Source organism: Streptococcus oralis (assembly GCF_026782285.1).
GTDB lineage: Bacteria > Bacillota > Bacilli > Lactobacillales > Streptococcaceae > Streptococcus > Streptococcus oralis_CG.
Genome location: NZ_JAKUWG010000002.1, coordinates 234,156 through 249,422 on the forward strand (window position 1 = coordinate 234,156; position 15,267 = coordinate 249,422).

At 43.2% G+C, this 15,267-nt stretch carries 15 protein-coding genes and 1 other RNA gene; 3 read left to right on the plus strand and 13 right to left on the minus strand.

Annotated elements, in window-relative coordinates; translation table 11 throughout:
• The first annotated feature begins 240 nt into the window (after positions 1-240).
• Entirely contained in the window at positions 241-705 is a 465-nt protein-coding gene (tnpA, locus tag MK403_RS02240; RefSeq protein WP_268708097.1) for an IS200/IS605 family transposase, read from the plus strand.
• A 135-nt stretch (positions 706-840) separates the two neighbouring features.
• Here tnpA and fni read toward each other — a convergent pair whose 3' ends face one another.
• From fni to MK403_RS02300, 12 genes are all read right to left on the minus strand, one after another.
• The gene (fni, locus tag MK403_RS02245) at positions 841-1,845 is read right to left on the minus strand and encodes a type 2 isopentenyl-diphosphate Delta-isomerase (protein ID WP_268708831.1); all 1,005 of its coding nucleotides are present in this window, start codon (positions 1,843-1,845) and stop codon (positions 841-843) included.
• Positions 1,829-2,836, minus strand: coding sequence for a phosphomevalonate kinase (locus MK403_RS02250; protein WP_268708832.1), 1,008 nt, complete (start codon positions 2,834-2,836; stop codon positions 1,829-1,831). Before MK403_RS02250 ends, fni begins: the two co-directional genes overlap by 17 nt.
• A complete protein-coding gene (gene mvaD / locus MK403_RS02255) occupies positions 2,823-3,776 on the minus strand; it encodes a diphosphomevalonate decarboxylase (protein ID WP_268708833.1) in 954 nt (317 codons plus the stop codon). Before mvaD ends, MK403_RS02250 begins: the two co-directional genes overlap by 14 nt.
• Entirely contained in the window at positions 3,758-4,636 is an 879-nt protein-coding gene (gene mvk, locus MK403_RS02260; protein WP_268708834.1) for a mevalonate kinase, read from the minus strand. The genes mvaD and mvk overlap by 19 nt, the downstream gene beginning before the upstream one ends.
• Before the next feature lie 119 nt (positions 4,637-4,755).
• Positions 4,756-5,736, minus strand: coding sequence for an N-acetylmuramoyl-L-alanine amidase family protein (locus MK403_RS02265; RefSeq protein ID WP_268708835.1), 981 nt, complete (start codon positions 5,734-5,736; stop codon positions 4,756-4,758).
• 99 nt (positions 5,737-5,835) lie between these two features.
• The gene (locus MK403_RS02270; RefSeq protein WP_268708836.1) at positions 5,836-6,525 is read right to left on the minus strand and encodes a response regulator transcription factor; all 690 of its coding nucleotides are present in this window, start codon (positions 6,523-6,525) and stop codon (positions 5,836-5,838) included.
• A gap of 11 nt (positions 6,526-6,536) precedes the next feature.
• A complete protein-coding gene (gndA, locus tag MK403_RS02275) occupies positions 6,537-7,961 on the minus strand; it encodes an NADP-dependent phosphogluconate dehydrogenase (protein ID WP_268708837.1) in 1,425 nt (474 codons plus the stop codon).
• A 75-nt stretch (positions 7,962-8,036) separates the two neighbouring features.
• Positions 8,037-9,488 carry a cell division site-positioning protein MapZ gene (gene mapZ / locus MK403_RS02280; protein WP_223326113.1) on the minus strand — a complete coding sequence of 484 codons (1,452 nt, stop codon included), beginning with the start codon at positions 9,486-9,488 and terminating at the stop codon, positions 8,037-8,039.
• A gap of 12 nt (positions 9,489-9,500) precedes the next feature.
• The gene (locus MK403_RS02285; protein WP_223326112.1) at positions 9,501-10,658 is read right to left on the minus strand and encodes a THUMP domain-containing class I SAM-dependent RNA methyltransferase; all 1,158 of its coding nucleotides are present in this window, start codon (positions 10,656-10,658) and stop codon (positions 9,501-9,503) included.
• A gap of 84 nt (positions 10,659-10,742) precedes the next feature.
• An RNA gene (gene rnpB, locus MK403_RS02290) (RNase P RNA component class B) lies at positions 10,743-11,124 on the minus strand.
• Between the two features lie 20 nt (positions 11,125-11,144).
• The gene (gpsB, locus tag MK403_RS02295) at positions 11,145-11,474 is read right to left on the minus strand and encodes a cell division regulator GpsB (RefSeq protein WP_000146526.1); all 330 of its coding nucleotides are present in this window, start codon (positions 11,472-11,474) and stop codon (positions 11,145-11,147) included.
• Between the two features lie 69 nt (positions 11,475-11,543).
• Positions 11,544-12,071 (minus strand): SLOG family protein, encoded by a 528-nt coding sequence (locus MK403_RS02300; protein ID WP_131200357.1) that lies wholly within the window; start codon positions 12,069-12,071, stop codon positions 11,544-11,546.
• A gap of 66 nt (positions 12,072-12,137) precedes the next feature.
• On the opposite strand from MK403_RS02300, the gene recU reads away from it, so the two are divergent.
• Both recU and pbp1a read left to right on the plus strand, forming a co-directional pair.
• Positions 12,138-12,734 (plus strand): Holliday junction resolvase RecU, encoded by a 597-nt coding sequence (gene recU, locus MK403_RS02305; protein WP_000248771.1) that lies wholly within the window; start codon positions 12,138-12,140, stop codon positions 12,732-12,734.
• Positions 12,731-14,878: a penicillin-binding protein PBP1A gene (gene pbp1a / locus MK403_RS02310; protein ID WP_268708838.1), complete on the plus strand. Its 2,148-nt coding sequence runs from the start codon at positions 12,731-12,733 to the stop codon at positions 14,876-14,878. The genes recU and pbp1a overlap by 4 nt, the downstream gene beginning before the upstream one ends.
• 173 nt (positions 14,879-15,051) lie before the next feature.
• Here the strand turns inward: pbp1a and MK403_RS02315 are convergent.
• A partial coding sequence (locus MK403_RS02315; protein WP_268708839.1) for an LPXTG cell wall anchor domain-containing protein occupies positions 15,052-15,267 on the minus strand: 216 nt, incomplete at its 5' end.

Genomic DNA, 15,267 nt, shown 5'->3' on the forward strand with positions numbered 1-15,267 from the left:
AATCGCTCGTACAAGCTAGGTTCTTTCAGCCCACTACCGTTGGACAAAAGACTACAAAAAAGGGCGGGATTCTTGTCCCGACCTCTTTATTTATGTGACTATTAGTCCGTCTCGCTCCGTCAGGTGCGAGACAAATAAACCACCCGCTATGCGAGTGCGCGTCGAAGGTTATACAAAAAAACTCCAAACGCGATACAATAAAGGTGTTCAAGCCAATTGTAAAGCGAAAGGAGACAAAATATGGCACAAAAGACACATAGTTTATCACACACAAAGTGGATGTGTAAATATCACATTGTGTTCACCCCTAAGTATAGACGAAAAATCATTTATAATCAATATCGAAGTAGTTTGGGAGAAATATTCCACCGCTTATGTAGTTATAAAGGTGTTGAAATTATCGAGGGTCACTTAATGCCTGATCATGTACATATGTTAGTAAGTATTCCACCAAGGATAAGTGTTTCAAGTTTTATGGGGTATTTAAAAGGCAAAAGTGCACTCATGATGTTTGATAAACACACCAACCTCAAGTATAAGTTTGGAAATCGGCATTTCTGGGCAGAAGGTTATTATGTGAGCACAGTAGAGCTTAATGAAGCCACAATTAAGAAATATATTCAAGAGCAGGAAAAGCATTATATAGCACTAGATAAATTAAGTGTAAAAGAATATGAGGATCCCTTTAGGGATAGTGGTAAGTAGTACCAAAGTCTCTTTAAGAGGCAAGTGACGAGTCAAGAGCAATGAGGCTTGAACAACGTGAAAGCCAGCGTCTTTAGGCGCTGGCTGGTAATTTGGGCTTATAGCCCTGGTGCAAACCACCCGTTAGACGGGTGGTTATGATTTCTGATCTTTTGCTTCTTTTAATTTACCATAAAGAATGTAATCTACGTTCTGCAGATCCGCTATGGTGGAACAATTAAGGGCACACATGATCAAGCGTAAATCTCCTTTCCAGCCTTGGACAATACCAATCACTTCTTCGACTGTGTAAGTTTCAACCAACTCAAGAACGGTACGTGACAGTCCTACAGCCTTGGCCCCAAAGACCAAGCATTTAATCATATCAAGCGGGTTCCGAACCCCTCCACTGACCAAGAGCTCGACCTTGTCTTTCCAGTCTTGGGCATTGAGAAGAGCTTGCATAGTAGACTGGCCCCATTGATTGAGGTAGTCACGTTGGCCACTGCGACGGTTTTCAATATAGGCAAAGCTGGTGCCACCACGACCTGACAGGTCAAAGGTTCGAACGCCCAGTTCATAGGCTCTCTCGATGGTCTTCACATCCATCCCAAAGCCCACTTCCTTTAGGACAATAGGAACGGGGATTTGTTTGCTATAATCTGCTAGATGCGATTGCCAGCTTCTGAACTTCCTTTCTCCCTCAGGCATGAGTAATTCCTGCATAACGTTGACATGTACTTGTAAGAGGAGAGGATTCATCGCTTCTACTGTCTGAAGTCCTAGTTCAACAGGCTTGTCCAAGCCAATATTGGTTCCAAGGAGGAGCTTTGGATGGCTAGATTTGACAGAAAAAGTGTCGTCTGTAGGATCCTTGAGGGCTGCACTATAAGAACCTGTCACAAATAAAATCCCACAGGCTTCTGCAACCTGAGCTAATTTTTGATTGATTTCTTTACCTTTTTCGCTCCCACCTGTCATGGCATTGATATAAAAAGGAAAGTCCCACTTTCGACCTGCAAATTCTGTAGACAAATCAATCTCATCTAAGTCATAGAGCGGTAGCGAAGAGTGGATTAACTCCACCTCATCAAAGCTATTATAGGAACTTTTCTGCTCAAGGGCATAGCGGATATGCTCATCCTTACGATTTGTCGTCATGTCCTATCCTTTCTTGGTATAAGAGCTCAATCCCCAGATTGGCCCAGCGATTTTTTAAGGTTTCAGTTGATTGCACATCAAAACTCAAGGCAATCCCACAGTCACCACCACCAGCTCCACTGCTTTTGGCAACGGCTTGCAAACCTTGGCTGGCTTCTTTTAGCTGTCTGAGCGAAGGCGTATAAATATCTAAACTCAAGCCTTCTAAAAGCTGACTGGCTGTTTCCAGCTGCTCGATAATTTTTTCTGCATTCCCATGCTCCAGGGCTTCTAGCAAAGCAGATACCGTTGCTTTTGAGGAACTTAAAAAATTCTGATTGATGTTTTGCTTTATTTGCTGGACCATATTACTAGACACAGCTACTTCCTTGGTCCATCCCACTAGGAAATCACATTCTAGGGCTGGTTTTACTTGTGAGATAGAAAAGCCCCAGTCACGCTCCAAAACTGTCGCCAAGCTTTCTTCTTCCAACCAAGCAGCCACCTTTTGGCGATCAAATGACTGGTAGAGAACCAAATCTTCTGCCACAATACAGGCAAGATCTCCCATAGAACCATTGTCACCTCGCTTGAGTAAGACGGCACTGGCTAGCTTGAACAAGAGTTCCGCATCAACCGTAATATCATATAGAGCCAGTAGGGCCTTGATCACCAAGACAACGATGCTACCACTAGAACCCAGACCAAACTTTTTGCCTTCCCGTTCCATTTTTCCAAGGATTTCCAAGGAAAAAGGTCGTAAGGTCTGCCCACGATCAGCGAGGAAGTCCCCCATCAAAGTAATCGTTTCTTGAATCAAGCTGTAGTCAGGATTTGGCGTCAAGTCCACTGCGAAATCAAACAGATCTGAATAGATACGGTAGCTATCAGAAAAGGCAATCTCTCCCCTCATATAGATAGGTATCGCCTTTATCAAGGCCAGCTGTCCTGGCTCTAGAATAGCATATTCACCTGCCCAATAGAGTTTTCCGCAAGTTTTAACAGCAATCATCTTGGCTCAAATCCTTTGTTTTTGACACAATCAAGCGATAACGTTGACCAAAGATTTCTGACAAATGCTCCAAGTCTTTCTCCTGACAGAGGACCTTGACATTGGGACCGGCATCCATGGTAAAGTAGCAAGCCTCGCCTTGCTCACGAAGTTGGCGGACAAAGTCCATCGCTTCATAAGTCGCATCTGTTAGATAAGAAAAGGCTGGCGATGCTGTTTTCGTCGTAGCGTGCATGGCTAGGGCATTTCTCTCCGTTAATTCCCCAACCTTGGCAAAGTCATTCTCTTTGAGATAAACCAGCATATCTTGATAGTCTTTCTCAGACTGGCGCACCCAGTCATCAAAGGTCGTCGAGGTTTCCACACAGAGTTTCATCCCATCACGGCTAGAGATTGGTTTTTTCTTGTCCTCTAGCACCAACATAATCATAGCTAGTTTCAAGTCTGTCTCTACAGGGTAGATTTCCCCACTATCCTTATCCCAGGCACCTAGCGGTCCATAAAAACTGCGAGAGGAAGAACCTGAGGCAAACTTAGCCTCCTGTGCCAACTTGCTCCGATTCAAACCAAGCTGGAAATAAGCATTGCAAGCCTTGACCAAGGCGGACAAACCACTAGAACTAGAGGACAAGCCCGCTGCTGTAGGCATATTGTTTTGAGTGTCAATACGGACAAAGCCCTCACCTTCTGGGCGGTAACGGTCAATGATTTTGCTCATTTTGACATGCTCAGCCTCATTTTGGAGCTGACCATTGATATAAAAGACATCAGCAGTCGCATCCGTCGGTAAAGGCGACAAGGTCGTCTCTGTATACATGTTTTCCAAAGTCAGAGAGATACTGCTAGTAGCAGGCACCATCTCTTTTTCTTTTTTCTTTCCCCAATATTTGATAATGGCAATATTTGCGTAGGAACGTACTGTTACAGGCTTTCGATCCATGTCTGAACAGCTCCTTTCTCTTCTAATCGTTTTGCTAGTTCTTGTGCTTGATCCAGATTGGCTACCAAGGCGATAATACAGCCTCCTAACCCACCACCACTCATCTTGGCACCTAGAGCACCATGGCTAAGAGCCGTTTCAACCAGAGAGTCTGCCTCAGGACTGCTGACACCAATTTCTTTTAAATGTAAATGCGCTTGACTGAGGATTTGTCCCAGTCCCTCAGCATCTTTTCGTCTAATTGCCTCTTCTGCCTGCTGGGTCAATTCTCCTAAGGCATGCAAAAACGGTAGGGCATCCTTCCCCTTGCTTTGAACCACTTGGATGGCTTCACGAGTGTGACCATACACGCCCGTATCGGCAATGACCAAATAAGCGGATAGGTTCATCTTAAGCTCTGTAAATCCAACGTTTTTAATAAAGCGAATAGGTTGGTCACTGAGACAGGTCTTGGCATCCAAACCACTCGGATTCATATGGGCAATCATCTCAGCTCGATTGACCAAGATTTCCAATACATGATGAGGCAGGTCGGCTTGATAGTAGTCAAAAACCGCACGAATGGCCGCTATGCTGATAGCCGCAGACGAACCCATCCCTCGTTTTTCAGGAATAGCTGAGTCAATCTGACAACGAATACAGGCCTCTTTAATCTCTAAATATTCTAACGAGGCATACACCGCCATAGACAAGGTATCCTCCTCATAAAGACGCCATGGACTTTCAGCAGGAACCACCTTACAAGTCACCTCTACCTCTAAGAGAGGCAGGGAAATGGCTGGATAGCCGTATACGACTGCATGCTCCCCTATTAAAATGATCTTACTATGTGCCTGACCGACACCAACTTTTTTTGTCATGTTTTCCTTTAACCAGACGAAAAGACCGTCTTACTTTTCATACAGTAGTATTTTCTCCTATCTATTTTATTATATTTTCACAAAAAAAGCGATTGTTTCCTTCACAATCGCCTCTTTCATTATTGGACCCATTCGCCATTATAGTTGACCGTATAGCCATCTACAGTGGTATTCACTACTAAGGCACCTGAGCTGTAAGCGTAGTACCATTTGCCATTGACCTGGAACCAGCCTGTCTTCATATCTCCATTACTTGCATGTAAGTAGTACCAAGTCGAACCTTCCTGATACCAGCCAGTCGCCATAGCTCCTGATGGACGGAGATAGTACCACTTGTTACCGACATAAGCCCAGCCTGTCTTCATATCTCCATTTTTAGCATCTAGATAATACCAAGTCGAACCATCTTTAATCCAACTAGTTGCCATAGCTCCCGATGAGCGGAGGTAGTACCACTTATTACCTAGATATTGCCAACCAGTTTGCATAATACCAGTTGTTGGATCTAGGTAATACCAAGTCGAATCATCGTTTATCCAACCCGCACGTCTTTCACCACCAAGGTAGTCTTTCCCTGAATGACCTGTTTTTGCTAGATAGTACCAGTTAGATTGATCGTAGAGCCAACCTGTTTTTAAAGAATGATCTTCATTAAAGTAATAATTTGCTAATTTAAGAACTTCTGGACCTTCAAAGCCTTCACCATATTTTTTACCAACAGTTAATGAATCTTTAACCTCTAATTGTTGCCAGCCAACAAATTCTTGTAATACCCCATCTTGATCAAAGTAGTACCATTTATATTGAAGGCCAATTTCGAAAACTGGACGATTATCAAATAAATCATCACGATAACCCGTCCCAGGAATTTCTAAGTATTGCCAGCCGACTACCATTTCTCCATCATCATCAAAATAGTACATTTTACCGTCTATTTTATGCCAATAGATCGCTTTATGGTCATCTTTTATATAGTATTTTCTATTGTCCTTATCAACAAACTGCCCACCTGTGGTATCCGCCAATACTGTATTTGTCGCTAAAAGACCAAGAAAAAACACTGCTAATCCAACTTGCATGATTTTTTTCAATACTTTCATTCCTTGTATCCTCCTGAAACGATTGTAGCAAAGGCCCGACTGTATGTCAATATATAGGAATTCCTCAAAAAAAGCAGTTACACAACTGCAACTGCCTTTCTATTCTTGCATGGTGTAGCCAACACCACGCACGGTTTTAATGTAGCTTTTTTGACCTTTTACGTCAAGCTTGCTACGTAGATAACGGATATAAACATCCACGATATTGGTCTCTGTCGCACTTTCGTACTTCCAAACACTTTCCAACAACTGCTCACGAGTCAAGACCTTCTTGCTTCCCATGAGAGTAGCCAAAAGGTCATACTCACGGCGCGTCAGAGCAATCATCTCCTCGCCACGATAAACGGTATGATGTTCTACATCCATACGCAAATTGCGGCAAGACGTTGGGACCTTCATCTGACTACAGTGTTGGTCGATAAAGTCCCGACCTCGGAAAATCGCTGAAATACGAGCCACCAGCTGATCAATAATCACTGGCTTATAGATGTAAGAAACGGCGAAGCGCTGGATTGTCTCAATCTGGTCTTGCAATTCTTCGCGATGGTCCAAGACCATGATCACTGAGGCTGGTTTTGTCCGACTCAGCCTCTCTGCAAAATTCTGGGCCGTCATATCCCCCAGACGAGCATTCAGTAAAATCAAGTCATAATCTGTCTGGAGAGCCATGGAGAGGGCTTTTTGCCCCTCCTCTACAAGATCAACACGGTATTGCTCTTTTTGGAGTTCCAGACTGAGAAAATGAGCGAGATTTCGTTCTTTCTCAAGTAATAAAATCCGTTTCCCCATGGTAGACCTACTTATTTTTCGTCATACCAAGAGTAGTGGAATGTTCCCTCTTTGTCTTTACGTTGGTAAGTGTGAGCACCAAAGTAGTCACGTTGCGCTTGGATCAAGTTAGCTGGAAGGTCTGCTGAACGGTAGCTATCAAAGTAAGTAATAGCTGCTGAGAAAGTTGGTACTGGTACACCAGCTTGAACCGCAAGAGCTACGATATCACGCACTGCTTGTTGGTACTTGGCAGTGACATCCAAGAAGTACTCATCCAAGAGAAGGTTAGCAAGATCTGCATCACGGTTGTAAGCATCTGTGATCTTTTGCAAGAAACGTGAACGGATGATACAGCCATCGCGCCAGATAGATGCGATGTCCGCAAATGGCAAGTTCCAGTTGTTTTCTTTAGAAGCCACACGCAATTGAGCAAAACCTTGTGCGTATGAGATAATTTTTGAGAAGTAAAGCGCTTGACGGATCTTTTCGATCAACTCAGCCTTGTCTCCTTCAAATTTGAAGGTAGCTGGCTTTGGAAGAACCTTGCTGGCATGTACACGCTCTTCTTTGTAAGTTGAGATATAGCGAGCAAATACTGACTCAGTGATCAGTGACAATGGTACACCAAGGTCAAGTGCTGATTGACTAGTCCATTTACCAGTTCCCTTGTTACCTGCAGCATCGAGGATGTAGTCTACGATTGGTCCATCCTGACCTTCATCGTCTTTACGGCTCAAGATATCAGCTGTGATTTGGATCAAGTAGCTGTCCAATTCACCCTTGTTCCACTCAGTAAAGATTTCGGCCATGTCCTCTGCAGAAAGGCCGAGCAAGTGTTGCATGAGGTCGTAGCTTTCTGCGATCAATTGCATGTCACCATACTCGATACCGTTGTGGACCATCTTCACATAGTGACCAGCTCCATCAGGACCGATGTAAGTCACACATGGTTTGCCATCTTCTGGTGCTTTAGCTGAGATTTCTTCAAGAACATCAGCAACCAATTCGTAAGCTTCTTTTTGTCCACCAGGCATGATAGAAGGACCTTCAAGGGCACCTTTTTCACCACCAGAAACCCCTGTACCGATAAAGTTGATACCAGAGTTTGCCAATTCTTCATTACGACGGATGGTATCTTTGTAGAAAGTGTTTCCTCCGTCGATCAAGATATCACCCTTGTCAAGGTGTGGAAGAAGGGCTTGGATAGTTGCATCTGTACCAGGTCCAGCTTGAACCATGAGCATGATACGACGAGGTTTTTCGATAGATTGAACGAAAGACTCTACATCGTAACTAGGTACAAAGTTCTTTTCTGGATGGCAAGCAATCACGTCTTCTGTTTTTTCTTTACTACGGTTGTAAATGGCAACTGTATAGCCACGAGATTCGATATTTAGGGCAAGGTTACGACCCATTACGGCCATACCAACGACACCAAAGTTAGCTTTTGTCATGTGACACTCCTCTTGTTTAATATGTTTTATTTTATCATTTTTACCTATGAAAGGAAAGAATTTTGTAACGGACTCCTAGTAATCCAAGTCATCTGCATGACCAGCTCCATTACCGACAAAGTATCCAGTCTTACAGTTGAGGGTAAAGAGGTAGGTTCCATCTGGTTTGTAGAGATTGTAATAACCGTTTCCGTTTACGATATTGACCCGTTCTAGGATATATTGATTGCCAGTGATATAGCCACGAGCACGCGATGTTGCTAAGATTTGTTCAAGGACACCATCTGCAAATGTCCAAGCAGGGTTGTTGCTATCCTCTACAGCTGATTGGTTGTACGGTACACGACTAGCACTTCTTTGAAGATTGACACCATCGCTAGACAAACCTCCACTTTCTGGTCTGCTGGCAGGTGCTGAACTTGATGAAGCAGACGAACTGCTCGTACTGCTATCAGTCGTTGTACTTGAACTTTCTTGGCTATTGCTACTTGAACTTGAACTAGAGGCGCTTGTTTGCTGGCTCTTACCAAGGCTAATGGCCTTATCTAACAGTTTATCTAGCTCTGTATTTCCTGTTTTAATTTCTGTAAATTTAGCATCTGCCTTGACCTTTGCATTGGTATCCAAGACACCGTCGGTAATTGCTGGAGTTTCAAACTGATTATTCACTTCTTGCACAGCCTTGATTTGAGCTTCTAAACTATCATACTTAGACTTGGCCAGAGTGTGCTCTCGGCTACCTTCGAGTTTATCTAGTTGAGCCTTGAGTCGGTCCAACTTGTCAAACTGACTATTTTTCAAAGCCGTTTTATTAGCATCTGTATAAAAAGCATCGTAGAGGGCATTAAACTCTTGTAGGGCTGTTTGTGTTTCTTGATTACTAGAAGAAGACTGGGAAGACTGGATGGCTTGGTTGGAGCGATTTACTTGACGATAGATATAGTAACTACCTGCCAAGATAAGGGCTGCTGCCAAGGCTGAACCGATAACAAACACGCGCTTCTTTTTAGAATTAGAAATTGTTTCTGATTCTGCCTGAGCTGAACGTGAAAGTAGAGTCGTCCCTTCCTCTTCTTTCTCATCAGTAACCTCTGCTGGCGTTTGCTTTTCCAACACAAGCGGTTCCAAGTCTTGATTTTCCTCTCCCAAAGGAGGCAAAACCACATCCGAGCTTGTAGATTCCACTGAGTCTGACACCGTTTCTTCTGAAACTGTCTCGGGTTCCTCTATGATTGGGGCCGACTCTTCAGTGATTTCTGAGACTTCCTGTGTCGTCAATTCTTCTTGAGCCTGAGCTTCCTGCAGTTCTTCTTTTTTAAATTGACGTGTTTCAAACTTGTCGGCTTCGATTTCCTCGCGGTGCTGTTTGATGTATTTATCCAAGATATTGTCCTCAGGCAATACTCCAGCTTCAACTTCTTCATTTTTACGGATGACTTGACCAACTGTCAGATCTTTCGCCTCGTCAAAATCAAATTTGGACTCTTGATGCTCTTTTTTATGACGATTGTGTCTTTTTTTACTCATCTGTCTTCCTTTCTACTTTACCTCTTGGCGCTTCACACGCTGACCAAAGTATTGATACAAATCCACTTTTAAGGTTCCGTTATACAGTTTGCGTTTTTTATCAGCTGGACTTCCGTACTTGCTTTCAAAAGCTTCGTCACTCGTCAGGATAAACTTACTCCAGGTTTTCAGTGGTGCAAAGACTTGTCCCATCTCAGCATAGAGCTTGGTAACTCCTGCATCATCCGACAAACGTTCACCATATGGCGGATTGGAAATGATAACGCCATTTATTTTGTCTGTGCGCAAGTCTTGTACCCGCATTTGCTTAAAAGTGATGTCTCCAGCTACACCAGCTGCTTGAGCATTGGCCTTGGCAATTTCCACCATACGAGCGTCTATATCACAGCCCATGATATCCAGTTCCAGTTCACGGTCAATTTTCTTGGCAGCATCCGTACGCACTTCTTGAATTAACCGATCGCTAACCCAGTTCCATTCTTCAAAAGCAAAGGAACGGCGGAGGCCAGGAGCCATCTTTCTAGCCATCATAGCCGCCTCAATACAGAAAGTTCCTGAACCACAGGTCGGATCAATTAAAGGCTTGTCTGGATACCAGTTAGAGAGTTGTAAAATCGCCGCTGCCATGTTTTCCTTGATAGGCGCTCCACCCTTTTCCGTACGATAACCACGTTTAAAGAGGCTAGAACCTGTCGTGTCAATCATGACAGTTGCTACATCCTTAAGGATGGACACCTCAATCTTAAATTCGGGACCAGTTTCCATCAAGGGAACACCTTCTGGGCGGGCATAGTGTTTTTGTAATTTCTTCACAACAGCCTTCTTGGAAATCGCCTGAACACTAGGCTCGTTATGAAGTTTTGACTTTACACATTTGGCCTTGGAAATCGGAAAACGCGCCCCAAGCGGGAGATAGTTTTCCCAATCCAGAGCAAAAACGCCTTGAAAAAGCTCTTCAAAGGTCTTAGCCGGAAAGCTTCCAACTACAATCTTGATACGGTCAGCTGCGCGAAGCCACAGATTGGTCTCGATGATTGCCTTCACATCTCCTTGAAAACGGACACGGCCATTTTCAACCTGGCAATCATAGCCTAACTCTCGCACCTCACGACCCACAACGGCTTCAAGACCCGCTGCAGCAGTTGCGATTAAATTAAATTCTTTTTTCATTTTACAGTCTTGCAAGACCTTTCTCTTGTTCACTTTAAAAAATGAGGTTGAGAAAGATTTCTCAGCCCCAACCTATATGCAATTTTCTATAAGCCATGTTTTGTTCCAGAAGTGACTAGGACCACTTCCTTCGATAATCATCTGTCTACCGCTAGCAGCCTATAGCTGATAGCAGTCAGAGTACTACGTTCGTTTCCGTGCACTCCATGCCCCGACCAAAATTTGGGTTGCTAGCTTGAGGGGTTTACCGCGTTCCACTCTCTCCGTTTCCAGAAAGACTCCGTCACTGTGGCACTTTCAAGCCTACTCTGACTTATCCAAAGACTTAGCCATTTCGACTGCCGTAACGATCTCTCGTCCCTAGGCTTATGGATTCGCCTAGCACAAACACTACAGGCATCACAGCCTGTGCTAGCATGGACTTTCCTCATGAAAAGGGATTCTCTTCACGCGATTATCCAAAAATTGCATCTAATAGACACCTAATTATAACTCAGAATTGTCTACAATTTGCTTACCGAATACTTCTTTTTCAAGTCGATTCAATCGTTTCAAAATATCAAAATTTGTCATTGGAGTAGAACTTGTTACTTCGATAGAACTTTGTTGAGTAGAACTTGCCTGTGGCTTGTTAGACAATTCCTCCTTCAAATCAGCAATCTCCTGACGAAGAGATTTGACCAAAGCTGCGTAAGTCTCATAATCCTTGATCACATCATCTAGGAACTCGTCTACCTCTGCTTTACTATATCCGCGAACTTCACGTCCAAACTCTTGTTCAAAAATATCTTTTGCTGAAAAAATAATACTTGCCATTTCTCTCTCCATTCTTGATTGCTATTCTTATTATATAAAAAAAGACAAACAAAAATCAAGGTCAAAGCCTCACTTTTCGGAAAAATTTTCCACTATTTCGTTCAGATCCTCAAATGTTAATCTTTTTGTAACATAGCCTTCTTGATTCTTCATCATCTGGTAAAAATACTGTAACTTGGTTTCCTTTTCTTCGTCGTAAAAAAGGTAACAAGTATCTGTATTTTCCAGCAGAAATTTCTGATAATCACGTAGTTGCCCCTTGTGCTCATATTGTGGATAGGCATATTTGACAAAGTCAACCTGCTTAAACTCACTGAGTTTGATTTGATTGGCTTCATTCCAGTTACTACCATGGGTTTCAAAATCGAAAATGGTCGCCAGCTGAAATCCATAGTCTGCTTTCATATCCTGTGCCACTTGAAGCACCCAGTACTCAAAGCCCAGAGTCCCTGTAAAGACAAGCCAGGTCACCCCTTCTTCTGCTAGACGTTCTAGGTCTCTCCGAATGGCTGTTTTGATAATATCAACGCGAATATCTTTGTCATTAAAGAGACCAAGGTCGAAGGCTGAATAGCCTAAAATCAAGGCTGTTGTCATTTTTAACCCTTTCTTTGTAAATTTATGATATAATAGAGTGATGTTATTGTACCAATAAGGAGAATTATGGTCAACTATCCACATAAACTTTCATCACAGAAGAGACAAGCCCCCCCGTCACAAACTAAAAATTTCGCAAATCGGGGAATGTCTTTTGAAAAGATGATCAACGCTACGAACGACTACTATTTGTCACATGGGTTAGCAGTTATTCACAAGAAACCGACTCCCATCCAAATCGTACGTGTCGACTATCCCCAACGAAGTCGAGCCAAGATCGTTGAAGCCTACTTTAGACAGGCCTCAACGACTGACTATTCAGGAGTTTATGATGGATACTACATCGACTTTGAAGCAAAGGAAACCAGGCAAAAACATGCGATTCCGATGAAGAATTTTCATCTCCATCAGATCCAGCATATGGAACAAGTTCTTGCCCAGCAAGGAATCTGCTTTGTCCTCCTTCACTTTTCTTCTCAGCAAGAAACCTACTTATTGCCGGCCATTGATTTGATTCGTTTCTATCATCAAGATATGGGACAAAAGTCAATGCCACTTGGATATATTCGAGAAAATGGATATAGGATTGAGCCTGGTGCCTTTCCACAGATTCCCTATCTCGAAGTTATCAAAGAACATTTACTAGGTGGTAAAATAAGATGAACAAACAAACTTTCCTGCGAATAGTTAAGTATGTCAGTATCTGCCTCTTGACTGTATTTATCGCAGCTATTATGGTAGGTGGAGGCCTTTTTCTCTACTATGTAAGCAAGGCTCCGGCTCTATCCGAAAGCAAACTAGTCGCTACAACGTCTAGTAAGATCTATGACAGCAAAAATGAACTTATCGCTGATCTGGGTTCTGAGCGCCGTGTCAATGCACAGGCTAATGAAATCCCTACGGAGCTGGTCAATGCAATTGTCTCTATTGAAGATCATCGTTTCTTCAGTCACCGAGGAGTAGATACAATTCGTATCCTAGGCGCTTCCTTACGAAACCTCCGTGGTGGGGGTGGTCTTCAGGGTGGTTCTACCTTGACACAGCAGTTGATTAAACTGACCTATTTCTCTACGTCAACTTCTGATCAAACCCTTTCTCGTAAGGCACAGGAAGCCTGGTTAGCCTTTCAGCTAGAACAAAAAGCGACCAAACAAGAGATTCTAACTTACTACATCAATAAGGTCTACATGTCAAACGGTAATTATGGAATGCAGACAGCTGCTCAAAATTACTACGATAAAGATCTCAAAGATTTAAGTTTGCCTCAGTTGGCTCTCCTAGCTGGAATGCCCCAGGCTCCAAATCAGTATGATCCCTACTCTCATCCAGAAGCGGCACAAGAACGCCGAGATCTGGTTCTCTCCGAGATGAAAGGACAAGGCTACATTTCTGCTGAACAATACGAAAAAGCCATTAACACTCCCATTACAGATGGACTGCAGAGCCTCCGTTCTGGAAACAACTATCCAGCCTATATGGATAATTATCTCAAAGAAGTAATCGACCAAGTCGAACAGGAAACTGGTTACAACCTTTTGACAACAGGAATGGAAGTTTATACCAATGTTGATCCAGCCGTTCAACAACGTCTCTGGGATATCTACAATACCGACGAATACGTTAATTATCCAGATGATGAGTTGCAAGTAGCTTCTACCATCGTTGATGTCACAAACGGAAAGGTGATTGCCCAGCTAGGTGCACGCCATCAATCAAGCAATGTTTCCTTCGGTATGAACCAAGCTGTTGAAACCAACCGTGACTGGGGTTCAACCATGAAACCCATCACAGATTACGCGCCAGCCTTGGAGTATGACATCTACGACTCAACTGCTTCTATCGTTCATGACGTACCTTATAACTATCCTGGGACCAACACCCCTGTCTACAACTGGGATAAGAGTTACTTTGGAAACATCACGTTACAGTACGCTCTTCAACAATCACGGAACGTTACAGCTGTAGAAACTTTGAATAAAGTCGGTTTGGATAGAGCCAAGACCTTCCTAAATGGACTCGGTATTGACTACCCAGATATGCACTATGCCAACGCGATTTCAAGTAACACAACCGAATCTAACAAAAAGTATGGGGCAAGCAGTGAAAAAATGGCCGCAGCCTATGCTGCCTTTGCCAATGGCGGTATTTACCATAAGCCAATGTACATCAACAAAATCATCTTTAGTGATGGTAGTTCAAAAGAGTTTTCTGATTCAGGAACACGCGCTATGAAAGAAACAACCGCCTATATGATGACAGAGATGATGAAAACTGTCCTAACCTACGGGACAGGACGTGGAGCCTACCTATCATGGTTACCACAAGCTGGTAAGACTGGTACATCAAACTATACAGATGATGAAATCGAGAAATACATTAAAAACTCTGGTTATGTAGCTCCAGACGAAATGTTTGTCGGCTATACTCGTAAATATTCAATGGCTGTCTGGACCGGTTACTCTAACCGACTTACTCCTATCGTTGGTGATGGTTTCTACGTTGCAGCTAAGGTCTATCGTTCGATGATGACCTACCTCTCAACAGATGACCATCCAGGGGATTGGACCATGCCTGAAGGCCTTTACAGAAGCGGAGAATTTGTCTTTAAGAATGGAGCACGCAATACGTGGACCCCTTCATCATCTACACAACAAAGTTCGACTTCTGAAAGTTCTAGCTCAACATCTGAGAGTTCGACTTCTCAGTCAAGCGCAACTTCTCCAAGCACAAGTCAAACGCAGACGATTCCTCAACAATCAGGAACTACACCTGCTGAGCAAAACCAACCAAGTCAACCGCAACAATAAGCAAAATCCTGAGAATTTTACTTCTCAGGATTTTTATTCTTTATAGCTCAATAGTTTATCCCAACAGCACCATAACTCTTTTAATAGTTTCTCTAACTATTATAGAGGTTATGGAGCTGTCTTTTCACTTTCTCTTGATGCTAAAATTTGTCAAAAGCAAAGGTAATCAGAAGCTATTCCTTTTTCCCTTTTGCGATAAATAGAGCAGATAGAGCTAAACTTACGCCTGCTAGGAAGAGAGCTGTGTCAGCTTTGCTTTCACCTGTTGCCGGAAGCTCCTTCTGATCATCATGTTTAACTTCTGGAGTCTTAGTATCAGCGAGTAGACTTAAGTTCAATTTGTACTCTGGTTTTTCAACTGTCGGTGCTGGTTGGTCTCCTGCTGTACC

What these genes read in the sequence shown, in the direction of transcription:
- tnpA (WP_268708097.1), top strand. Translation starts at nt 241, where the DNA reads ATGGCACAAAAGACACATAGTTTATCACACACAAAGTGGATGTGTAAA.
- fni (WP_268708831.1), bottom strand. Translation starts at nt 1,845, where the DNA reads ATGACGACAAATCGTAAGGATGAGCATATCCGCTATGCCCTTGAGCAG.
- MK403_RS02250 (WP_268708832.1), bottom strand. Translation starts at nt 2,836, where the DNA reads ATGATTGCTGTTAAAACTTGCGGAAAACTCTATTGGGCAGGTGAATAT.
- mvaD (WP_268708833.1), bottom strand. Translation starts at nt 3,776, where the DNA reads ATGGATCGAAAGCCTGTAACAGTACGTTCCTACGCAAATATTGCCATT.
- mvk (WP_268708834.1), bottom strand. Translation starts at nt 4,636, where the DNA reads ATGACAAAAAAAGTTGGTGTCGGTCAGGCACATAGTAAGATCATTTTA.
- MK403_RS02265 (WP_268708835.1), bottom strand. Translation starts at nt 5,736, where the DNA reads ATGAAAGTATTGAAAAAAATCATGCAAGTTGGATTAGCAGTGTTTTTT.
- MK403_RS02270 (WP_268708836.1), bottom strand. Translation starts at nt 6,525, where the DNA reads ATGGGGAAACGGATTTTATTACTTGAGAAAGAACGAAATCTCGCTCAT.
- gndA (WP_268708837.1), bottom strand. Translation starts at nt 7,961, where the DNA reads ATGACAAAAGCTAACTTTGGTGTCGTTGGTATGGCCGTAATGGGTCGT.
- mapZ (WP_223326113.1), bottom strand. Translation starts at nt 9,488, where the DNA reads ATGAGTAAAAAAAGACACAATCGTCATAAAAAAGAGCATCAAGAGTCC.
- MK403_RS02285 (WP_223326112.1), bottom strand. Translation starts at nt 10,658, where the DNA reads ATGAAAAAAGAATTTAATTTAATCGCAACTGCTGCAGCGGGTCTTGAA.
- gpsB (WP_000146526.1), bottom strand. Translation starts at nt 11,474, where the DNA reads ATGGCAAGTATTATTTTTTCAGCAAAAGATATTTTTGAACAAGAGTTT.
- MK403_RS02300 (WP_131200357.1), bottom strand. Translation starts at nt 12,071, where the DNA reads ATGACAACAGCCTTGATTTTAGGCTATTCAGCCTTCGACCTTGGTCTC.
- recU (WP_000248771.1), top strand. Translation starts at nt 12,138, where the DNA reads ATGGTCAACTATCCACATAAACTTTCATCACAGAAGAGACAAGCCCCC.
- pbp1a (WP_268708838.1), top strand. Translation starts at nt 12,731, where the DNA reads ATGAACAAACAAACTTTCCTGCGAATAGTTAAGTATGTCAGTATCTGC.